Origin of the sequence: Streptomyces sp. NBC_01017, from assembly GCF_045162795.1 — a bacterium.
Classification (GTDB): Bacteria; Actinomycetota; Actinomycetes; order Streptomycetales; family Streptomycetaceae; genus Streptomyces; species Streptomyces machairae.
On the sequence record NZ_CP108683.1, the window covers coordinates 6,458,774 to 6,479,421 of the forward strand.

The following is a 20,648-nucleotide window of genomic DNA, read 5'->3' on the forward strand; positions in this document are numbered from 1 at the left end:
GTGAGCGCTTTACCCGCAGGGGTTCTGGGCGGCGGTGTTGCCGCGGAAGGTGGGTGCCGGGGAGGCGGCGTCCGAGGGCTCGGGCCCCTGGGACGTTTCGGGCGAATTCACGACTTCCACCGGGGCGTCGAGGCGCAGTCGCTCGAAAAGCCGCTCGGCCTCGGGTTCCACGAGCTGGTCGCGATTGGCGTTGTAGATGTACGACTCCCTCGGGACCGTCAGGAATTGCACGCGTTCGGTGGGGATGTCGCGCACCTCGCGAGCGAGTTCGTACAAACCGCGCAAGCTGGCCAGAGCCGGGTCCGTGGTGAGGGAGGAAGTGGCGGCGTCCAGCACCGGGTAGAGGCGGACCGGATTCAGCAGTACGTCGTTGCTCTGCACCTTGTGCACGAGCGCGGCGAGGAAGCGCTGCTGGCGGTCCATGCGGTCGGTGTCGCTGCCGTCGCCGAGGGTCTTGCGGGCGCGGACGTAGCCGAGGGCCTGCTCGCCGTTGAGGGTGACCTTGCCGGCCGGGAGTCTCAGCTTGGCGGCCTTGTCGTTGATGGGCTTGCCGAGGCAGATCTCCACGCCGTCGACGGCGTCGACCATCTCCTTGAAGCCGTGGAAGTCGACGACCATGTGGTGATCGACCCTGATGTCGGTCATCCGCTCCACGGTGCGGATGGTGCAGGCCGAACCGCCCATCTGGAAGGCGTAGTTGAACATCGCGAACATGGGCTCGCTGCGGGAGCCGTTGGACTTCCGGCAGCCGGGGACGTCGACCATCAGGTCGCGGGGTATCGAGACGGCGGTGGCGCTGCGGCGCTTGCCGGAGACGTGCAGCAGGATGGTGGTGTCGGAGCGCTCGGTGCCGGAGTCGCGTCCGTAGCGGCGGTTTCCCTGGCCCGCCCTCGAGTCCGACCCGATGAGCAGGATGTTCTGGGCGCCGCTGACGCGTGCCGTGGGGCGCTCTTTCTCGTACCGGGCGAGTTCCGCTGCGGCGGCCTCGTCGGGCGTGATGTTGGAGTCGAGCTTGGCGTAGACGGCCCACCCGGCCCCACCGGCGGCGATGACCACCAGCCCGACCCCAAGGGCTCCCCGCCGCACCCACCGCCGCACGGACCGCTTGTCCCTGCCCGCCTTACTGCCCGAGTCCCCGGGGCGCGCGCGTGCGGAGTCGGTCACGGCTGGGTCCACCCCTCAGTGCGTAGTGCGTGCGGTGTGGGCTGCTGTTACCACCGTGGCTTGGATGGGGGGTGGGGGGTGGGTGGTGGGGGGCTGAATGGGTGACGGTTGCCTCCGGCGGTTGGGCGGGGGTGCCTGCGGCGGCCTGTGCGGGGTGGGTGGGGGTTCGCGTAGCGCCTGCGGGTGTGTGGTGGGTCGGGGCCGTGCCGGAGGGTGTCCGTCCTCGGACCGGCGGTCGGGGTCGGGCAGGGTGGTGCCGTTTCTTGACGCCGGCCACTGCGGGCGGACACCCCCCGGCACGTCCCCTTGCCGCCGTACGCGGGTGCGGCGCCGCGGGGGTACGCCACGACCGCGGTCGCTCCGTCGGTCACTTTTCAGCGCCGGTCCAGGCCTTTCAGCCCGTCCGGCGTTTGAGGACGAGGCCGTTCAGGCCGATGGGGGGTGCCCCTATCTGTTTCGTCAACCCTGGCGGGGTTGACTTGTAGGGGTTCGTGATGGTTTTCGGGAACGTTCCGCGAAGCGGGACGTTCCCGGTGAATCGGGTGCGGTGCGGGCAGCCTGGTGGCCGCCTGGCAGGGGTGGACGTGCCGGTGGCGGGGTGGAGCGGGCTGGAACAGGTAGGGGGTGGTGCGGGTGTCAGGCGGCGAGACCTAGGGTGCGGGGTTCGTAGAGGGTGCCGGTGCGGATCATCGCGTGGATGACGTTCACGCGTTGCCTGGCCAGTCGCAGGATCGCCTGTGTATGGGTCTTGTTGCGGGCGCGTTGGCGGTCGTAGTAGATCCGCGAGGACGGATCGGACTTGCAGCCGATCGCGGCGAACGCGGCCTGGAACAAGGCGCGTTTGAGGAGCCGGTTGCCGCGGTGGGGTGCGTGCTCGCCGCGGATGGAGGTGCCCGAGGACTTGGTGGCGGGGGCGAGTCCGGCGTAGGAGGCGAGGTGTCCGGCGGTGGGGAAGCCGGTGCCGTCACCGATCGCGACGATCACGGCAGCGGTGGTCCTGACGCCCATGCCGGGCAGCGACGTCAGGAGGTGGAAAAGAGGGAGGGCCTCCAGCAGGGCGGCGATCTCCCGCTCGGTGGCCTGCCGCCGGCTGTGGGCGGCGGCGAGCTGGGCGGCCAGGCCGGGCACGATCAGCGCGGACGTCTCGGTGCCCGGGACGATCAGGGTCTGCTCGGCCAGTGCCTCGAAGATCTCCTCGGTCAGGTGCTTGGCCTTGCGCGAGCCATGCGCGGTGAGTAGGGCCTGGCAGCGGGCCCGGCCCAGCTTCCTGATCTTCGCGGGGGAGCCGTGCCGGGTCAGGAGGGCCTGGACATATGGGTAGGCCAGGCGCTTGCCCAGGACGCGTTCCAGGGAGGGGTGGATCTGGGAGATCAGGCCGCGCAGCCGGTTGGTGGTGCGGTTGACCTCGCCGGCCAGGTCGTTGTCGTAGCCGGTGAGCATGGTCAGCGCGGCCAGCGTCTCGTCGTCGCGGTCGATCGCGCGCAGGGTGTGCGGCAGGGTGCGGGCGGTGTCGGCGATGACGAACGCGTCGCGGGCATCGGTCTTGGCCTCGCCGGGATACAGGTCGGCAGCCCGCCGCATCGAGAGTCCGGGCAGGTAGGCCACCCGGCAGCCCGCCGCGCGGGCCGCGGTGATCGGCAGGGCACCGATATTGGCGACCTGGTCGACCACGACCAGAACGGTGCCGAACTTCGCCACCAACTTGGTGAACAGCTCGATCAGCTTCGGCTCGGTATTCGGCAGCCGCTTGTCGTGGACGGTCTTGCCCTGCTCGGTCAGACCATGGGCGTGGTGGAACTCCTTGCCCAGGTCCAGACCGAGGAACAGACGTATATCGACGGTGTCGACCATGCTCACGTGCCCCCAGATCCTTCTACGCGTACTCGATGTGCAGTTCCTGGCCGTCCCTGCGGCACCACACGCCGGCAACCACGTTACGCAGACATGCCACCCGGCAAGCGGCCCGGCGTTGCACCGGACCCGGGCGGTCGTCAGGCCCCTCATCAGCGGTCAAGCGGTGCCCCGAAGCCCGGCGGCAACACCCCCCAGGTCATCACCTCGACAGGGGGCAAACAGCCATACCGGACCCGGGGGCCAGGCGCCCCGTTGCAGGGCCATGAGAAAGGTAACGGGGTGCAGGGGGCGGAGCCCTCTGGCGGGGTCGAAGGGGCGGAGCCCCTGGGGTGGGACGGGTAGGGGCGGCGGGGGCGAGGAACCTTGGGGGCCGGCGCGGCGCCGGAGGACGAGGCTCGCGGAATCGCCGAAGGCTACCGCGCTGTCGTCGTCACCCGTTCGGCCTCGATGCGCTTGGCCAGGCCATCCTCGCCCAGGCTTTCGAGATGCCGGCACAGCACCACGGACCCCCCGGTCGCCAGCGCCGCGTACAGCCCGGCATTGAGCCCTTCCCAGGTGTCGTACGGAAGAGCGGAGAGAATCCGCGAGCCCGGCCCCGTCAGCCCCAGCCCCGTCGCCTCGGCCTGCGCCCGCTCCACGACCTCGGCCCCGCTGAACTCCCGCCCGGCCACGATCAACGCGGGATCCTCGGGATCGACCGGGGCGTACGGCGCGAAACGGTCACCTTGACTCGGCACCTCCACCGCGTAGTCGGCGAAGCCGGCCGGCGGCTGCGGAAAGCGGCCCCCCAGTGGCCGTAGCGCCAACGCGACCCGCTCCCCCCGGCATGCCCGCGCCGCCTCCAGCCCCTCCGGCCCGCTCACGACCACGTCGGCCGCCGTGGGATCCCCGCCCACGTCCGCGATCGCTCCGACCGACGAGCAGGCCAGCAGCCAGACGGCCGTCTGCCAGTGGGCGGGCAGCAGGAGCGTGACGCGGTCGCCCGGACCGGCGCCCAGGTCTCCCTGGAGCAGATTCGCGGTCTTGGCCACCCAATTGGCGAACGTGGCCACGGACAATTCGACGCGTTCCCCGGTGGCGTCGTCGTAGAAGGTCACCAGGGGGCGGCTCGGATCCGCGGCCAGCGCGGAACGCAGCAGGTCGGCAGGGGTGCGATCGGTGGCATTCACCCGCGCAAGCGTACGCGGACACGCACCCGTACACCTCCCGCCGGGGCCATCCGACCGCACCGGTTCGGACGAGTCGCATGCCGACGCCCCGTCAGCTCCCCAATGGACAGGTTTGTCTGACTATGTCCAACATCATTGGTATGCGTGGATTCCTTGCTTCCTCAATCGGTGTCACGTGCGCGGCCGCCCTGGCCCTCCCGCTCACCCCACCTGCCGTCGCGGCGACCGCGAGACCGGCGCTCGGAGCGGAAGTCGCCACGAGCGCAGGGCCGGTGGCCGGGCCGGCGGTGCGCCAGCCGGGCGGCGAGTCGTACGTCCCCGGCAGCACCCAGTCGCTGCCCCTCGCCCCCCTCGACGGTGACCGAGCCAGCGGTACCCCCGTCGAACAGGGGCTGTCCCCCCGCGGAGTACGGCATTTCTCCCTCGTCGGCGTCATCTGGGACGACCCGGACGCCGAACTGCACGGCCGCGTCCAGGTCCGTACCCGCGCCGTCGGCACCGGCACCTGGTCCGGCTGGCAGGACGTCGAGACGCACAACGCCGAACACGCCGCCGACCCGGGCACCGACGAACGCACCTCGGGCCGGGTCCGAGGCTCCACGGCGCCGTTGTGGGTCGGGGAGTCGGACGGCGTGGAGGTACGGGTCACCCCGGAGGTCACCGGGGCCGCCGGGCCCGGCCCGACCGGGGAACCCGAGACGGCTGCCGAGGAGCCCGAGGACGGCGTACGGGGCAGTGGTGACGACACGGCAGCCCGCCCGGAGGCCGCCTCGACGCTGCCCGACGGCCTCCGCCTCGAACTCGTCGACCCCGGCGACCCCGCCCCCGCGCAGGGCGGCGACACCGCCGGCGCCGCCCGCCCCGGAACGCTCAACCCCGAGACCCTCGAGACCGCCGAGTCACTGGCCGCCTCCGCCGCCAACGTCGACCTCGCGCCCGTCGGCACCGCCGAGATCCCCGAGCTCGGCCGGGCCGCCACCGAGCGGGAGCTGTTGGCGCTGCGCGGTACCGAGTTGACGCAGGAACAGCGGGCGAAGCCGTACATCGGGCCACGGCCGCGCATCGTCACGCGGCGCGGCTGGGGCGCGAACGAGAGCTGGCGGGAGCGGAGTTTCGTCTACACGAAGAAGGTGCAGGCGGCGTTCGTGCACCACACGGCCTCCGGCAGCAAGTACTCGTGCTCGCAGGTCCCCTCGCTCATTCGAGGTATCTACCGCTACCACGTGGTGAGCATGGGCTGGCGTGACGTCGGCTACAACTTCCTCGTCGACAAGTGCGGAAACATCTACGAGGGGCGGGCCGGGGGAGTGGCGAAGCCGGTCCTGGGTGCCCATACTCGCGGTTTCAACACCAACAGCATGGGGATCGCCGTCCTCGGCAGCTACGGCGTCACCAAGCCGACCGCCGCCTCGGTGAAGGCCGTGGCGCGGCTCACGGCCTGGAAACTGGGGCTCTACGGTGCCAATCCGCGCGGAAAGACATACCTGAAGTCCGGCGGTGGCAATCTCTACCGAAAGGGAAAGAACGTACGACTGAATGTGATCTCCGGCCACCGGGACGGCTTCTCCACGGAGTGCCCCGGCCGGCAGCTCTACAGCAAGCTCGGCTCCGCCCGCGCTTCGGCGGCCCGCTACCAGGGGCGCTGAGAGCGCGCGGAGTTCAGTGGGCACGGGATCGCATTCACCGCCGTCGGGGGCATGAGGCGGACTGCCGCACTGCCGCACTGGCCGTCGAGGGCGTCGCACAACGGTCTGCATACACTGGCCGGCCGAAAGACAGTTCGGCCGGTCCCGGCAGGAAGCAGAGACGACAGGTGACAGAAGCGATCCTCCTGGTCGGTGGCAAGGGCACTCGGCTGCGTCCGCTCACCGTGCACACGCCGAAGCCCATGGTCCCGGCGGCCGGGGTCCCGTTCCTCACGCACCAGTTGGCGAGAGCGAGAGCGGCGGGCGTCGAACACATCGTCCTGGCGACGTCGTACCTGGCCGAGGTCTTCGAGCCGTACTTCGGGGACGGCTCGGCGCTCGGCCTCCACCTGGAGTACGTGACGGAGGAGGAGCCCCTCGGCACGGGCGGCGCGATCCGCAACGTGGCCTCCCGGCTCCACTCCGCGCCCGACGACCCGGTGCTCATCTTCAACGGCGACATCCTGACGGGCCTGGACATCGGGGCCCTGGTGCGTACGCACGAGACGACGGGCGCGGACGTCTCCCTGCACCTCACACAGGTGACGGACCCGAGGGCGTACGGCCTGGTCCCGACGGACGACACGGGCCGGGTGACGGCGTTCCTGGAGAAGCCGCAGACCCCCGAGGAGATCGTCACCGACCAGATCAACGCGGGGGCGTACGTCTTCCGCCGCTCGGTCATCGACACGATCCCGGCGGGCCGCCCCGTCTCGGTCGAACGCGAGACGTTCCCCGACCTCCTCTCGGCCGGCGCCCACCTCCAGGGCATGGTCGACTCGACGTACTGGCTCGACCTCGGCACCCCCGCGGCCTTCGTCCGCGGCTCGGCGGACCTCGTCCTGGGCCGCGCCCCGTCCCCCGCGCTCCCCGGCCGCTGCGGCGACCGCCTGATCCTCCCCACGGCCAGCGTCGCCCCCGACGCCAAGCTGACCGGCGGCACGGTGGTGGGCGAGGGCGCCTTCGTGGCCGAGGGCGCGCGCGTCTTCGGCAGCACGATCCTCCCGGGCGCCGTCATCGAACCCGGCGCGATCATCACCGACTCCCTCATCGGCACCCGCGCCCGCGTAGGCCAACGCTCGGTCCTCACCGGCACGGTCATCGGCGACGGCGCGGTGATCGGTGCGGACAATGAGCTGAGGGACGGGGTCCGGGTGTGGTGCGACGCTCGGATTCCGGCGGGGTCGGTACGTTTCTCGCCGGACCTGTAGACCCGGCGACGGCCAGGCGTTTCAGCCCGTCCGGCGTTTGAGGACGAGGCCCGTTCAGGGCCGATGGCGGGGGTCTGGGGGGGGCAGCCCCCAGGTCCGGGGTCGAAGGGGCAGCGCCCCTTCAAGGACGGGAAGGGTAGGGGCGGCGGGGGCGAAAAACTCGCGCCGCAAACCACCGCGCAGGACCCACCCCATCCATCCCACCCCCACCCCCTACAACCGCCCGATGTCCCCCACCGGCATCCGCGGAGCCCGCCGCCCCGGCACCCGCCCGCTCAACAGAATCAACCGAGCCGCCCGATGCCGCTGCCCCGCATACGGCTCCAACAACTCCAGCATCACGGAGTCATCCGCATCCCGATCCCCGGCAAGCGCAAACCCCACGATCCCCGGCAGATGCAGATCCCCCACGGTCACCGCATCCGCCGCCCCATGACTGCGCTGCACCACCTCCGAGGACGTCCACGGCCCGATCCCCGGCACGACCTCCAACCGGGCCTGCGCCTCAGCCGGAGCCATCCGCACGGCCTCCTCCAGCCGCGCAGCGACCCGCACGGCCCGCAGAATCGTCGACGCCCGCTTGTTGTCGACCCCGGCCCGATGCCACTCCCACGACGGGATCATCCGCCAGGTCGCCGCGTCCGGCATGACACACATCCGCCCGGGTGCGGGCCCCGGCGCCGCCACCCCGTACTTCCGGACCAGCAACCGCCACGCCCGATACGCCTCATCGGTGGTGACCTTCTGCTCCAGAATCGACGGAATCAACGACTCCAGCACCAGCCCGGTCCGCGTCAACCGCAGCCCCGGCCGCCGATGCCGGGCGAGCGCCACCAGCCGATGCCGCGGCACGAAGGCGGACGGATCATCGGCGGCCCCGAGCAGCTCGGGCAACTGCTCCAGCAGCCACTCGGCCCCCGGCCCCCAGGCCTCGCCCCGCACCTCGGCACCCCGCACGCCGACCCGCAGCGTCCCGGGCCCGGCAGGGGTGAGACAGGCCCGCCACACCGACCCGTCCGGCATCGCGCGGAACGTCGGATCCCCGGGCCCGCGCCGCAGCGGCCCGAGCACCAGCCCGAGATCGAGCGGCCACTCCGGCACCCAGGTGCGCGCCCGCCCGGGGGCCGGCGCCTGACGCGGTATCCCCGAGGGCACGGGGACATGCCCGCCGCGCACAGTCGTACGCGTGGACTGCGGAGTGAAGCGTCCTGCCACGAGTGAAGTCCTAGGGGAACCGGAGGGGTCTACGAGTGTCGGTAGGTTCTACGTACGTCGGTATGTCGGTATAGGGCGGCCCTACGAGCGTAGGCGCTGTACGGCGCGTATCACCGCACCGCGATGAAAGCCTCCGCATCCCGCTCCGCCCTTGGCCGCGGCTCCTCCGCCGCATGCCCCACCGCCACGGCCCCCATCGGATCCCAGTCCTCCGGCAGCCCCAGCACGTCGCGCACCACATCCCGGCAGAACATCGTCGAGGACACCCACGCCGACCCCAGCCGCTCCCCGGCCAGCGCGACCAGGAAGTTCTGCACCCCGGCCCCGGTGGCGACGACGAACATCTCCCGCTCCGCACCGTCCCGCCGCGCGTCGCCGTAGGTGTGCGAACCGTCCATGACCAGGCACGGCACCACGAGGTACGGCGCGTTGCGCAGCACGTCCCCGCGTCGCACCCGCTTGGCGATGGACTCCTCGCTCTTGCCGTCGCGCCGCAGGTCGGCGATCCAGGCGTCCCGCATCGCGTCGAGCAGCCGCGTCCGCGACTCCTGCGACTCCAGCAGCACGAACCGCCACGGTGTGGTGTGGTGCGGCGCCGGTGCCGTGACCGCCGCCGCGACCGCTCTTCGTACGGCCCCGGCGTCGACCGGCTCGTCCGTGAAGGCCCGTACCGTACGGCGCTGGGTCACCGCCTCCCGTACCGCCTCCGACGTGCCCAGCCGGAACATGTCGTCACGCGCGCCGCGCACCATGGCCCGCGCCCCCTCGCCGTGCTCCTCGGCCACCGTGTGCGCCAGCCCGCGCACCACGGCCACGGGCAGCCCGGCGGCCTTGCCCTTCACCAGGTCACCGGCGGCGGCGAGTTCGTCGGCCGTCGCCACGACGGTCGCGCTGAGCGGATTGCCGTACGCGTCCGTGCCACCGCGCAGATCGTCGAGTACGCGGATGCCCGCGGCGCCGATCGCCACGTCGGTGAGCCCGGTGCGCCAGGGGCGGCCGAAGGTGTCGGTGACGACGACCCCGACGTCGACACCGAGGGCGTCCCGCAGCCCGTCCCGGATCGCCCGCGCGGACGCGTCGGGGTCCTCGGGCAGCAACAGCACGGTCCCGGCGGGGGTGTTGGAGGCGTCGACCCCGGCGGCGGCCATCACGAGCCCCTGCCGGTTCTCGACGATGCGCAGGGCGCCCCGGCGCGCCACGACCCGTACGGTCTCCGCGTCGATGGCGGCTTCCCGGTCGGTCGCCTCGACGATCCGTCCCTCGGCCTTGGACACGATCTTCGAGGTGACCAGGAGCACGTCGCCGTCGGCGAGACCGGGTTCGGCGGTGGCGATCAGCTTCGCGAGGTCGTCGCCCTGCTGGATCTCGGGCATCCCGGGGACGGCCCAGACGCGGTAGCCGTCGGCAGACACGTCGCTCAAACCGCTCGCACCTCCTCGGCCAGCGTCAGCGCCTCGCGGGCCATCTGTGTGGTCGCGTCGAGGTCGGTCATCATCAGCGGTACGGCCCGGCAGCGGATCCCGGCCGCCTCGACCTGCTCGACGGAGCCGGCGTCCACGGTGTCGACGAGCCATCCGTCCAGGAGCCCCGAGCCGTAGTGCTCGGCGACCGCCGAGGCCGTCGACTCGACGCCGACCGCCGCGAGCACCTTGTCGGCCATCCCGCGCACGGGGGCGTCCCCGACGATGGGGGAGAGGCCCACGACCGGCACGCCGGCGTCGGCGATCGCCTCGCGGATGCCGGGCACGGCGAGGATCGTGCCGACCGAGACGACCGGGTTGGACGGCGGGAAGAGGATGACGTCCGCGTCGGCGATCGCCTCCAGGACACCGGGCGCCGGCTTGGCCTGCTCCGCGCCGACCGGCACGATCGCCTCCGCCGGCACCGAGGCCCGCAGCCGCACCCAGTACTCCTGGAAGTGGACGGCTCTGCGTTCGCCGTCCACGTCGACCGCGACGTGCGTCTCGACGCGGTCGTCGGTCATGGGGATGAGCCGGACGCCCGGCTTCCAGCGGTCGCACAGCGCCTCCGTCACCGCGCTGAGCGGATATCCGGCGCCGATCATCTGCGTCCGCACGATGTGTGTGGCGAAGTCCCGGTCGCCGAGTCCGAACCACTCCGGCCCGACGCCGTACGCCGCGAGCTCCACCTTGAGATGGAAGGTCTCGTCGGCCCGCCCCCAGCCCTGCTCCTCGTTGATGCCGCCGCCCAGCGTGTACATCACCGTGTCGAGGTCCGGGCAGACCTTCAGCCCGAAGAGGTGGATGTCGTCCCCGGTGTTGCCGATGACCGTGACGTCCGCGTCCGGCGCGGCCTGCTTCAGACCGCGCAGGAACCGGGCACCACCGATGCCGCCTGCCAGAACCACAATGCGCATGGGAGCAGTCTTGCAGGCGGGTACGACAACGCGTCAGGCAGTCACGGGACGCGGCGCGGTGCGCGCCTCGCAGGCTGTGGCGGCGTGCATCGGCATCTCCGTCAGGCCCGGGTAGTAGACGTGCAGGCTCACCGCCGGCTCCAGCGCGTCGTTCGCCACCTCGTGTGTGTATCCGGGCGCGAACACCCGCTGCGCGCCGGCCGCCAACGCGCGCGTGCCGCGCTCCGTGCGCTCGGTCAGGGTGCCTTCGAGGACGGTCAGTACGCCGGAGGACCGGCCGTGATCGTGCAGGCCGCTGCCCTGTCCGGGGACCCAGGACAGCAGCCACACCTCGTAGCCGGGGCCCGTGCTCAGCCGGTGGTACCAGCGCGTCGTGGCGTCGTACCGGACGAGGTGCTCCCACTGGGAGCGGTCGGCGGCGATGGAGCGGGCCAGGCCGACGAACTCGGCGACGGTGGCCGGGTGCTCGCGCGGTGTCTGGAGGAGGTGCGGGACTTCGAGGATGTCGCCGGCGATCTGGAGGTCGCTGTCGCTGTTCATGGGGTGCGGTGGTTCCTCAGTGAAGGAAGGTCAGAGGGAACGAGAGCCGAGAAAAGGGTGGCTCGGCCTACAGCTGGAGCAGGTGTGGCTCAACAGCTGGGACAGCAACAGCTACAGCGAGCGCGGGCAGCACCGTGGGACCCGGCGGTGCGGGTCGAGGTGAGTGCCGAGTTCGCGAGCATGCCCACAAGGACATCGGTTCGCACCTTCGGTGTCAACTCGACGCCCGTTATGTGGGACATGTTTCACCTCATCCGGTTCATCTCCGTGGCGAAAGGTTTGTTCATGGGGCAGCCGGGACACATGGCGCACAACCGGGCGCGCGGCGTCGTTGTGATCCTGTGATCCGACTGTGATCCGGTTCGCATCTGCGCGTGTGTGCAACGAGATCGAACTTCTGGGCGTCCTTTTCCGTACAGGCTCTGAGCGGGGCTGGACGCTCACCCGGGCCTCGTCCGCCTGTCAAGGTTTATGCCGATTTGAACACTTTCCGCTAGGCCTTGGTTCCGCAGAGTGAATAAGGGGCTCAATAGCAGATCTCGGCTTGACTCGCCCGGAGCAGCACACTTGTAATTTCACTCGTGTCGTTCAGCCGAAATCGGTAACGGCTACATCACGGGGACGCGAAAGACAGACGAGGGGCGCACATGACCGAGCTGGTGCAGCAACTGCTGGTCGACGACGCGGACGAGGAACTCGGCTGGCAGGAGCGCGCGCTGTGCGCCCAGACCGACCCCGAGTCCTTCTTCCCCGAGAAGGGCGGCTCCACTCGCGAGGCCAAGAAGGTCTGCCTCGCCTGTGAGGTCCGCTCCGAGTGCCTCGAATACGCCCTCGCCAATGACGAGCGCTTCGGCATCTGGGGCGGCCTGTCCGAGCGGGAGCGCCGCCGGCTGAAGAAGGCCGCCGTCTGAGCGTGGCCCCGGCCGCCCGACCGCCGGCCGTCGCGCGTACACAACGCACGCACATACATCTCGAATACGTTTCGAACGGCCCGTCGCGGGTGGGTTGTCCACAGGCGGCGGGCCGCCGTGATGCCCAGCCGATAGTGTGGTCGCTCGTCCGAGACGCCGCACTGTCCCCACGGGGCACGGGCGTCCACCGCAGTCCATCGAACCGGGGCCCGTACCTCGATGTCCGTGCACAGCCACACGGCAGCCCACCACGACGTCGCTGCCACACCTGAGTTCCCGCGCCATGTGGTGACCGCGGTCCTCGTCTCCCACGACGGCGCCCGCTGGCTGCCCGACGCGCTCGCCGGGCTGCTCGGCCAAGAGCGCCCCGTCCAGTTCGCCGTGGCCGCCGACACCGGCAGCGCGGACCACTCCGCCCAGCTGGTCACCGACGCCCTCGGCGCCGACCGCGTACTGCACCTCGCCCGGCGCACCGGATTCGGCCAGGCCGTCGAGGAGGCCAACCGCACCGCGCCCGTCCTCACCCCGGACGAGCTGGCCTATCTGAAGCGGCCGAGCGGTTGGGACCCAGTCACGCGCACATGGCGCGACGACGCCTACGACATGCCCGAACTCCCCCACGGGGAGCCGGTGCAGTGGCTGTGGCTCCTGCACGACGACTGCGCCCCCGAACCCGACGCCCTGGCCCAGCTGCTGCGCGTCGTGGAGAACGAGTACGAGCTGGGCCGCGACGACGTCGCCGTCGTGGGCCCCAAGCTGCGCGGCTGGTACGACCGCAGGCAGCTCCTCGAGGTCGGCGTCACCATCGCCAACTCCGGCCGCCGCTGGACCGGCCTCGACCGCCGCGAACAGGACCAGGGCCAGCACGACCACGTCCGGCCCGTGCTTTCCGTGTCCACCGCCGGCATGCTGATCCGCCGCGACATCTTCGAACAGCTCGGCGGCTTCGACCGACGGCTGCCCCTGATGCGTGACGACGTCGACCTGTGCTGGCGCGCCACGGCCGCCGGCCACCGCGTCCTCGTCGCTCCCGAGGCGGTGGTACGACACGCCGAGGCGTCCTCCCGCGAGCGTCGCACCGTCGACTGCGTGGGCCGCACCGCCGCCTCCCCGCACAAGGTCGACAAGGCGGGCGCCGTCTACACCCTGCTCGTCAACACACGTACGGCCGTGCTGCCCTGGGTGCTGCTGCGCCTCCTGCTCGGCACGGTCCTGCGGACCCTCGCCTACCTCGTGGGCAAGGTCCCCGGGCAGGCCCTCGACGAGATCCGCGGCCTCATGGGCACGCTGCTGCGCCCCGAGCGGATCATCGCCGGGCGGCGCAGGCGCGGGAGTCCCGTCATCGACAAGGGTGAGCTGCGGGCGCTGTTCCCGCCGCCCGGCGCGACCGTGCGGGCCACCGTCGAGCAGGCCGCGAGCAGCCTCGTCGGCCGCTCCGACCCCGAGGTGGCCTCCGGCGCCGGACGGCACGGCAGCGCGATCGAGTCCGGACCCGGCGGCGACGACGCCGACTTCCTGGAGATAGAGCAGTTCGCCCGCCTCAAGCGCATCGCCCGCAAGCCGGGCCCGGTGCTCTTCCTGGTGCTGCTGTTCGTCTCGCTGATCGCCTGCCGGCAACTCCTCGGGGGCGGCGCGCTCGCCGGCGGGGCCCTGCTGCCCGCTCCGGCCGACTCCGGTGAGCTGTGGTCGCACTACATGGACGCCTGGCACCCGGTGGGCGCCGGCGGTACCCCGTCCGCGCCGCCGTACCTCGCGATCGTGGCGATGCTCGCGTCGCTGCTGCTGGGATCGACCGGGGTCGCCGTCACCGTCCTGCTCGTCTGCTCGGTGCCGCTGGCCGGCCTCACCGCGTACTTCGCCTCCCGCCCGCTCGTCGAGTCGCGCCTCCTGCGCGCGTGGGGTGCCGTCGCCTACGCCGTTCTGCCCGCCGTCACCGGCGCGCTCGCCGGCGGCCGCATCGGCACCGCCGTCCTCGCCGTCCTGCTGCCGCTCATCGCGCGCGCGGGCATCGCGGCGAGCGGCCTGACGAACGGCTCCGGCGCACGTGGCAGTTGGCGCGCGACCTGGGCGTACGCGCTGCTCCTGACGATCACCACGGCCTTCACGCCGATCGTGTGGCCCATCGCCCTGCTCCTCGGGCTCGGGGTGCTGGCAGTGCGGCGCGCCGACATCACCGCGTACGGACTGCGCTTCCTGGCCCAGCTCGGCGTGCCCCTGCTGGTCCTCGCGCCCTGGTCGCTGTCGCTGCTTCCGTTCGGCTTCTTCCAGGAGGCCGGCCTGGAGTACGGCTCCTCCGCCGCCACCGCCCTGGATCTGCTCGGCGCCGGCCCCGGCGGGCCCGGCACGGTCAACGGGCTGATGCTCATCGGCATCGTGCTGGCCGCGCTGGCCGCCCTGATGCGCTCCGAGCGCCAGTTCGGGATCCGGACGGCCTGGGCGGTCGCCCTCGTCGGCCTCGTCTTCGCGGTCCTGTCCAACAGCTCCACCTGGGCCGGCCCTGCGACCCTCGTCTACGGCATCGCCCTCCTGGCCGCCGCCCTGCTCGGCGCCGACGGGGCACGCGCGCGGGTGGCCGAGCAGAGCTTCGGCTGGCGCCAGCCGGTCGCGGCGCTGGTCGCCTTCGCCGCGGCCGCGGGGCCCCTGCTCGTCGCCGCCGGCTGGATGATCCGCGGTGCCGACGGGCCGCTGGAGCGGCGCGACCCCGTGCAGGTGCCCGCGTTCGTCGCCGAGGAGAGCGGCACCCGCGACCAGGCCCGCACCCTCGTCCTGGACAGCGAATCCTCCGCCCACGTCGGCTACATGCTCGTCCGTGGCTCCGGCGCCCGCCTCGGCGACGCCGAGCTCGCCGCCGCCGACGGGGAGAACACCAAGCTCGACAAGATCGTCGCCAACCTCGTCGCCGGCTCCGGCGCCGACCAGGCCGACCAACTCGGCGCGTTCGCCGTGCGGTACGTCCTCGTCCACAAGGGCGCACCGCGTGAGGTCACGCGCGTGCTGGACGCCACGCCCGGACTGTCGCGGCTGAGCGAGCAGAACGGCAGTGCGCTGTGGCGGATCGACCGGCAGGTGTCGCGGGCGGCCGTCGTCGCCGCCGGCTCCGGGGCCGGTGAGCCTCAGCCTGTTGCCGCGGGGCCCGTTGAGATCCACACGACGATTCCGAGTGGTGCCGAGGGGCGGGTCCTGCGGCTCGCCGACAGTGCCGACGACGGCTGGACGGCCACCCTGGACGGCAAGCCGCTCACCGCGACCACGGTCGACGGCTGGGCCCAGGGCTTCGAACTGCCCGCCGGCGGCGGCAAGCTGGACGTCACCTACGACGACCCCATCGGCCACAGCGCGTGGCTGTGGGCCCAGGGCTTCCTCGCCCTCGTACTCGTGGTGATGGCCCTTCCCGGACGTCGCCGCGACATCGACGACGACCTGCCCGAGGAGCCGGTCGTCCCGGCCGAGGCCATGGCCGGCGAGGGGCGGCGGGCCCGTCGGTTGCGCGCCCAGGCCGAGGCCGACGCCGAAGAGGCCGGTCAGCAAGGCGAGTTCCCCGCGCCTCCTTCGGAGCCGCCGGCTGCGGCGATTCCCCAGCAGCAGTCCTACGGCGAGTGGGACACACCCGGTTACTCGGGTGCCGAGTACGGCAACTACGGCGGACAGCAGTACCCGGCGGGCGGCGCCTACGACCAGGCGTATCAGGCGGATCCGTATCAGGGCGGCCAGTACGACCCGTACGCGTACGGCGGGCAGTCCCCCACAGCGGCGTACGACCCGTCGTACGACCAGACGTACCAGCAGGGTTACGACGGCACGTACGACCCGGCGCAGCAGCATCCGCACGGCAGTGAGCGTCCCGACGGGAGCCAGCAGTGAACCGCACCACCCTGTCCCTGATCGCCGGCGTCACCGCCCTCGCCGCCGTCACCGGGCTCGCGGCGCTCACCACGCCGGACGCGTCCGACGCGAACACCGCCAAGGCGGCCGCCGAGCTGCCGGTGGAGCGTACGAGCCTGGTGTGTCCGGCGCCGAGTATCTCGGACCTCGCCGAGACGACGTACACCTCGTTCACGCCCGTCACCAAGGGGACGGCGAGTGACGGGAAGGGCGAACTGCAGTCCGCGGCGCAGGAGAAGGGCGACGCAGCGGACGGCAAGGGCGAGAAGGGCGACGACGCCGGGAAGGCCGGGAAGGCCGACAAGCCGGTTCTGGAGGGCAAGGAGCCGGGCACGCCGGTCAGTGGTGATGCGTCCGGAGCCGACTCGCCCGCGCTCATCGGGACCGCCGACGGGAAGTTCGCGCCGGGCTGGACCGTGCAGGAGACCACCGAGGTCGCCGCGGGCACGGGGCGTGGTCTGCAGGGCGTCAACTGCACCGCGCCGGACACCGAGTTCTGGTTCCCCGGGGCCAGTACGGCTCCCGACCGCACGGACTACGTGCATCTGACCAACCCCGACGACTCCGCCGCCGTCGTCGACATCGAGCTGTACGGCAAGGACGGTGCGCTCGAGACCACGGTGGGGGAGGGGGTCACGGTTCAGCCGCACTCCGGTGAGCCGATTCTGCTGTCCACGCTCACCAGTGAGAAGCAGGACAACATGACCGTGCATGTGAGCGTGCGCAGCGGTCGGGTGGGGGCCTCGGTTCAGGCGCTGGACGACAAGCTCGGTGGGGACTGGCTGGCGGCGTCCGCCGACCCCGCGGGGAGTCTGGTGCTGCCCGGCATTCCGAAGGACGCCACCTCCGTGCGGCTGGTCGCCTTCACGCCAGGGGACGCCGACGCGGATCTGAAGGTGCGGCTTGCCTCGCCGTCCGGGCTGATCACACCTGCCGGGAACGAGACGTTGCACGTCAAGGCAGGGATGACCAGTGCGGTGGATCTCGGTGACGTCATGCAGGGCGAGGCGGGGTCGCTGGTGCTGACTCCTACGGACCGATCGGTGCCGGTTGTTGCGGCGGTGCGGGTGGTCCGTGGGAAGGGGGACAAGCAGGAGACGGCGTTCATCCCGGCGAGCCGGGCGGTGGGCACGCGCGCGACGGCGGTGGACAACCGGGCGAAGGGGACGACGTTGTCCGTGACGGCGCCCTTCGGTGCCGCGGAGGTCAAAGTGACGGCTTCGGCGGGCAGTGAGGGCGGTGCGGCGGCGTCGAAGTCGTACTCGGTCAAGTCCGGCACTACTCAGGACGTGGCGGTCCCGGTGCCGAGCGGGCTGAAGGGCACGTACGCGTTGACTGTGGAGTCGGTGTCGGGTGGGCCGGTGTACGCGTCTCGGACGCTGGCGGTCTCGGCGGACGGGGTGGCCGGGTTCACTGTGCAGACGTTGCCGGACGATCGGGGGATGGTGGCTGTGCCTGAGGCGGATGAGGACTTGTCGGTGCTGCAGAGGTAGGCAGGTCTGCGGGATGCCTGCGGCGCCCTGTGCGGGGTGGGCGGGGGTTCGCGTAGCTGTGGGTCGGGGTCGTGCCGGGGTGTGTCCCCTTGCCGCCGTACGCGGGTGAGGCGCCGCGGGGCCACCGGACTGAACAGCGCCGCGCGCCAGCTGTCGGGCGGTTCAGTCCTCGCCGTAGCGGGGGTCCACCGTTTCCGGTGTGAGGCCCAGTAGCTCGGCTACCTGTTCTACGACCACCTCGTGGACCAGGGCTGCTCGCTCGTCGCGGCTCTTGGTGCGGATCTCCACCGGGCGGCGGTAGATGACGACCCGTGCCGGTCGGCCCTCGCGGGCGGGGATGGTGCCGCCCAGGGGGACCGCCTCGTCGTTCCAGGCTCGGCCGGGGCCGTCCAGGCGGGGCACCTCCAGGACCAGGAAGTCCATGTCGGCCAGCTGGGGCCAGCGGCGTTCGAGGCGTTCCACGGAGTCCTGGACCAGGTCGGCGAAAACGTCGGCGCGGCTCGCGGCGAGGGGGACCTGGGGCGGTGCGATCGGGCCGCGCATGCCCCGGCCGTGGCGATCACGACGGCGGGGCCCGGGGCCGGCGGCGCGGGGCGGTACGGGGGTGTCCATCACTGATGAAGGGTAGTCCTCGTGGCCGGTGCCTGTCCGATCCAGATGGGGTGGTGGGGGTGACGTTCGGCCGCTTGCACGGCATGTCTGTAGATGACCATTCCAGCCAAGGTTGGGCTCGTTTCCGTATGCCTCCGAGACCGTCGATGGCGAGGTAAATGACGGGGTTTGTGGCGAGTGGTGACCGGTTTCAGTGGCGGGCGGGATCTTGGGGTGGGGCTTCCGTGCAGGTCAGCGAGGTGGGGTGAAAGGGGCGTGTGGGGTGTTTCACAACACGACACGGTGGAGTGAGCCGGGGGAGAGTCGTCGCGGCCCGCTCAAGAGTGCGGTACCGTCCAACGTCGTGAGCCCTGTACGTCGCTGTTCGCGCACCGCTTGCGGCCGCCCCGCCGTCGCGACGCTGACGTACGTCTACGCCGACTCGACCGCGGTCCTCGGCCCGCTCGCCACCTACGCCGAACCCCACTGTTACGACCTGTGCGCCGAGCACTCGGAGCGCCTCACCGCCCCTCGCGGGTGGGAGGTCGTGCGGCTGCTCGACAGTTCGGCTCCGGCCCGTCCCAGCGGTGATGACCTGGAAGCGCTTGCCAACGCGGTGCGTGAGGCGGCCCGTCCGCAGGAGCGGGCGGCGCAGGCAGGCGGGGGCGGAGGCCGTGGGGCCGACCCGATGGAGGTCGCGCGGCGTGGGCATCTGCGGGTGCTGCGGTCCCCCGACAACTGACGGTCGGATTTCCTGTTTCTCGTGTGCTTGTTTTGTTGAGTGATGCACAAGCATTGACGTGTCGTTGGCGCGGACACGACCATTCCGCATGTCGGAACGAGAAATCGCTTTCCGCATGGCGGAACCCGGGGAGGCGCCCGTGTACGTGCAGGAACTGGAACCCGTCGCCGGCTCGCTCGGCCTGTCCGCGCTCGTGGCGGCCCTGCCGCTGGTGATCGTCCTCGTCCTGCTGGGCGGGGTCCGCATGAAGGCGCATCTGGCGGGCCTGACGGGGCTGCTGGCGGCCGTGCTGGTCGCCTGGCTCGCGTACGGCATGCCGCTCGGGCAGACGCTCTCCAGTGGCGCCCAGGGAGCGCTCTTCGGGCTCTTCCCCATCCTGTGGATCGTCGTCAACGCCCTGTGGGTGTACCGGATGACCGTCCGCACGCGTCATTTCGACATCCTGCGCCGGTCGTTCGGGCGGCTCTCCGACGATCCCCGGATCCAGGCACTCGTCGTCGCCTTCTGTTTCGGGGCCCTGTTGGAGGCCCTGGCGGGCTTCGGGGCGCCCGTCGCGATCTCTGCGGTCATGCTGGTGGCGCTCGGGTTCGATCCGGTGCGTGCGGCGGTCGTCGCGCTGGTCGCCAACACCGCGCCCGTGGCCTTCGGTGCGATGGGAACGCCCGTGGTGACGCTGGCGCAGGTCACCGGACTGCCGCTGGACGACGTGGCTTCCGTGGTGGGACGTCAGACACCCCTGCTGGCCTTGGTCGTTCCGCTCGTGCTGGTCGGGCTCGTGGACGGGCGGCGCGGGCTGCGGGAGACCTGGGTGCCCGCCCTGGCGTGCGGCATCGCCTTCGCCGTCGCCCAGTTCGCCGCCTCCAACTACGTCTCCGCGCAACTCGCCGACATCGGCGCCGCCTTGGCCGGTGCGGGCGCCCTGGTCGCCGTACCGCACGCGCGTGTGCCCGCCACCGAGGCCGTACGCGCGTCCGTGCTGACCGGGTCGCGGAGCGAGGAGTTGGACGAGGACGATCCGCGGCGCGAGGTCGTACGGGCCTATGCGCCGTACGCGTTGATCGTCGTGATCTTCTCCATCGCACAGATTCCGGTCGTCAAGGACTGGCTGGCCGGGGCGACCCGGACCTTCGACTGGCCCTTCCTGAACGTCGCGAACCCGGACGGCGAGCCGGTCAGCGGCAATGTCTTCAGCTGGCCGATCGTGTCCACCGGCGGCACGCTCGTGCTGCTCGCCGGAGTGTGCACGGCGGTCGTGCTGGGGGTGCACGCGCGCGTGGCGGTCAAGGAGTGGGCCGCCACCGTGCACGAGTTGAGGTTCGCCATCCTGACCGTGACGTCCGTGCTGGCGCTCGCGTACGTCATGAACCTCTCCGGACAGGCGGCCACCATTGGCTACTTCGTGGCGGCGGCCGGCGCCGGGCTCGCCTTCCTGTCGCCGGTGCTTGGCTGGTTCGGGGTGGCCGTGTCCGGGTCGGACACCTCGGCCAACGCACTGTTCGGGGCACTGCAGGTCACGGCGGCCCGGGAGTCGGGGCTGTCGCCGGAACTCCTGGCCGCCGCCAACAGTTCAGGTGGTGTGCTCGGCAAGATGATCTCGCCGCAGAACCTCACCATCGCGTGCGCGGCTGTGGGGCTCGCGGGCCGCGAGGGCGACCTGCTGCGACGCGTGCTGCCGTGGAGTCTGGGCCTGCTGCTGGTGATGTGCCTGATCGTGATCGGCCAGAGTTCACCGGTGCTGGGCTGGATGCTGCCCTGACCTCCACGCTGACCTGAGGTTACGGCTGGGGGTCCACTCAGTGGTCACCCAGCGCAGT

The 20,648-nt window shown here is 71.5% G+C and carries 16 protein-coding genes; 8 read left to right on the forward strand and 8 right to left on the reverse strand.

The window, feature by feature from the left end; all coding sequences use genetic code 11:
• Positions 1-9: 9 nt before the first annotated feature.
• The 3 genes from OG331_RS29715 to OG331_RS29725 all read right to left on the reverse strand — a co-directional run bounded on the left by OG331_RS29715 (position 10) and on the right by OG331_RS29725 (position 4,187).
• Positions 10-1,164 carry an LCP family protein gene (locus tag OG331_RS29715; RefSeq protein WP_406201792.1) on the reverse strand — a complete coding sequence of 385 codons (1,155 nt, stop codon included), beginning with the start codon at positions 1,162-1,164 and terminating at the stop codon, positions 10-12.
• Positions 1,165-1,800: 636 nt separating this feature from the next.
• A complete protein-coding gene (locus tag OG331_RS29720; protein ID WP_406209625.1) occupies positions 1,801-3,015 on the reverse strand; it encodes an IS110 family transposase in 1,215 nt (404 codons plus the stop codon).
• Between the two features lie 416 nt (positions 3,016-3,431).
• Positions 3,432-4,187, reverse strand: coding sequence for a TIGR03089 family protein (locus OG331_RS29725; protein WP_406201794.1), 756 nt, complete (start codon positions 4,185-4,187; stop codon positions 3,432-3,434).
• Positions 4,188-4,327: 140 nt separating this feature from the next.
• Between OG331_RS29725 and OG331_RS29730 the strand changes: the two genes are divergently transcribed.
• Both OG331_RS29730 and OG331_RS29735 read left to right on the forward strand, forming a co-directional pair.
• Positions 4,328-5,833 carry a peptidoglycan recognition protein gene (locus OG331_RS29730; RefSeq protein ID WP_406201796.1) on the forward strand — a complete coding sequence of 502 codons (1,506 nt, stop codon included), beginning with the start codon at positions 4,328-4,330 and terminating at the stop codon, positions 5,831-5,833.
• Between the two features lie 167 nt (positions 5,834-6,000).
• Positions 6,001-7,083 (forward strand): sugar phosphate nucleotidyltransferase, encoded by a 1,083-nt coding sequence (locus OG331_RS29735; protein WP_406201798.1) that lies wholly within the window; start codon positions 6,001-6,003, stop codon positions 7,081-7,083.
• Between the two features lie 213 nt (positions 7,084-7,296).
• Here OG331_RS29735 and OG331_RS29740 read toward each other — a convergent pair whose 3' ends face one another.
• The 4 genes from OG331_RS29740 to OG331_RS29755 all read right to left on the reverse strand — a co-directional run bounded on the left by OG331_RS29740 (position 7,297) and on the right by OG331_RS29755 (position 11,215).
• The gene (locus tag OG331_RS29740) at positions 7,297-8,298 is read right to left on the reverse strand and encodes a DNA-3-methyladenine glycosylase family protein (RefSeq protein WP_406201801.1); all 1,002 of its coding nucleotides are present in this window, start codon (positions 8,296-8,298) and stop codon (positions 7,297-7,299) included.
• A gap of 110 nt (positions 8,299-8,408) precedes the next feature.
• Positions 8,409-9,719, reverse strand: a complete 1,311-nt coding sequence (locus OG331_RS29745; protein ID WP_406201803.1) for a coenzyme F420-0:L-glutamate ligase — start codon at positions 9,717-9,719, stop codon at positions 8,409-8,411.
• Positions 9,716-10,675 carry a 2-phospho-L-lactate transferase gene (cofD, locus tag OG331_RS29750; protein ID WP_406201805.1) on the reverse strand — a complete coding sequence of 320 codons (960 nt, stop codon included), beginning with the start codon at positions 10,673-10,675 and terminating at the stop codon, positions 9,716-9,718. The genes OG331_RS29745 and cofD overlap by 4 nt, the downstream gene beginning before the upstream one ends.
• A gap of 33 nt (positions 10,676-10,708) precedes the next feature.
• A complete protein-coding gene (locus tag OG331_RS29755) occupies positions 10,709-11,215 on the reverse strand; it encodes a cysteine dioxygenase (RefSeq protein ID WP_406201807.1) in 507 nt (168 codons plus the stop codon).
• Positions 11,216-11,299: 84 nt separating this feature from the next.
• Between OG331_RS29755 and OG331_RS29760 the strand changes: the two genes are divergently transcribed.
• The 4 genes from OG331_RS29760 (at position 11,300) to OG331_RS29775 (ending at position 17,501) form a co-directional block, all read left to right on the forward strand.
• Entirely contained in the window at positions 11,300-11,560 is a 261-nt protein-coding gene (locus tag OG331_RS29760) for a hypothetical protein (protein WP_406201810.1), read from the forward strand.
• A 302-nt stretch (positions 11,561-11,862) separates the two neighbouring features.
• On the forward strand, positions 11,863-12,126 hold the full coding sequence (locus OG331_RS29765) for a WhiB family transcriptional regulator (protein ID WP_003975777.1): 264 nt from the start codon (positions 11,863-11,865) through the stop codon (positions 12,124-12,126).
• A 219-nt stretch (positions 12,127-12,345) separates the two neighbouring features.
• The gene (locus tag OG331_RS29770) at positions 12,346-15,987 is read left to right on the forward strand and encodes a glycosyltransferase family 2 protein (RefSeq protein WP_406201812.1); all 3,642 of its coding nucleotides are present in this window, start codon (positions 12,346-12,348) and stop codon (positions 15,985-15,987) included.
• Positions 15,984-17,501 carry a DUF5719 family protein gene (locus OG331_RS29775; RefSeq protein WP_406201814.1) on the forward strand — a complete coding sequence of 506 codons (1,518 nt, stop codon included), beginning with the start codon at positions 15,984-15,986 and terminating at the stop codon, positions 17,499-17,501. The genes OG331_RS29770 and OG331_RS29775 overlap by 4 nt, the downstream gene beginning before the upstream one ends.
• A 162-nt stretch (positions 17,502-17,663) precedes the next feature.
• Here the strand turns inward: OG331_RS29775 and OG331_RS29780 are convergent, their stop codons facing one another.
• Positions 17,664-18,113 carry a metallopeptidase family protein gene (locus OG331_RS29780; protein ID WP_362384847.1) on the reverse strand — a complete coding sequence of 150 codons (450 nt, stop codon included), beginning with the start codon at positions 18,111-18,113 and terminating at the stop codon, positions 17,664-17,666.
• 343 nt (positions 18,114-18,456) lie between these two features.
• Between OG331_RS29780 and OG331_RS29785 the strand changes: the two genes are divergently transcribed.
• The gene (locus OG331_RS29785; protein WP_256333189.1) at positions 18,457-18,834 is read left to right on the forward strand and encodes a DUF3499 domain-containing protein; all 378 of its coding nucleotides are present in this window, start codon (positions 18,457-18,459) and stop codon (positions 18,832-18,834) included.
• Positions 18,835-18,973: 139 nt separating this feature from the next.
• Positions 18,974-20,590, forward strand: coding sequence for an L-lactate permease (locus OG331_RS29790; protein WP_406210359.1), 1,617 nt, complete (start codon positions 18,974-18,976; stop codon positions 20,588-20,590).
• Positions 20,591-20,648: the final 58 nt, after the last annotated feature.

Excerpts from the sequence above, each read along its gene's own strand:
- OG331_RS29720 (WP_406209625.1), bottom strand. The coding sequence starts at position 3,015 with ATGGTCGACACCGTCGATATACGTCTGTTCCTCGGTCTGGACCTGGGC.
- OG331_RS29730 (WP_406201796.1), top strand. The coding sequence starts at position 4,328 with ATGCGTGGATTCCTTGCTTCCTCAATCGGTGTCACGTGCGCGGCCGCC.
- cofD (WP_406201805.1), bottom strand. The coding sequence starts at position 10,675 with ATGCGCATTGTGGTTCTGGCAGGCGGCATCGGTGGTGCCCGGTTCCTG.
- OG331_RS29755 (WP_406201807.1), bottom strand. The coding sequence starts at position 11,215 with ATGAACAGCGACAGCGACCTCCAGATCGCCGGCGACATCCTCGAAGTC.
- OG331_RS29765 (WP_003975777.1), top strand. The coding sequence starts at position 11,863 with ATGACCGAGCTGGTGCAGCAACTGCTGGTCGACGACGCGGACGAGGAA.
- OG331_RS29770 (WP_406201812.1), top strand. The coding sequence starts at position 12,346 with ATGTCCGTGCACAGCCACACGGCAGCCCACCACGACGTCGCTGCCACA.
- OG331_RS29780 (WP_362384847.1), bottom strand. The coding sequence starts at position 18,113 with ATGGACACCCCCGTACCGCCCCGCGCCGCCGGCCCCGGGCCCCGCCGT.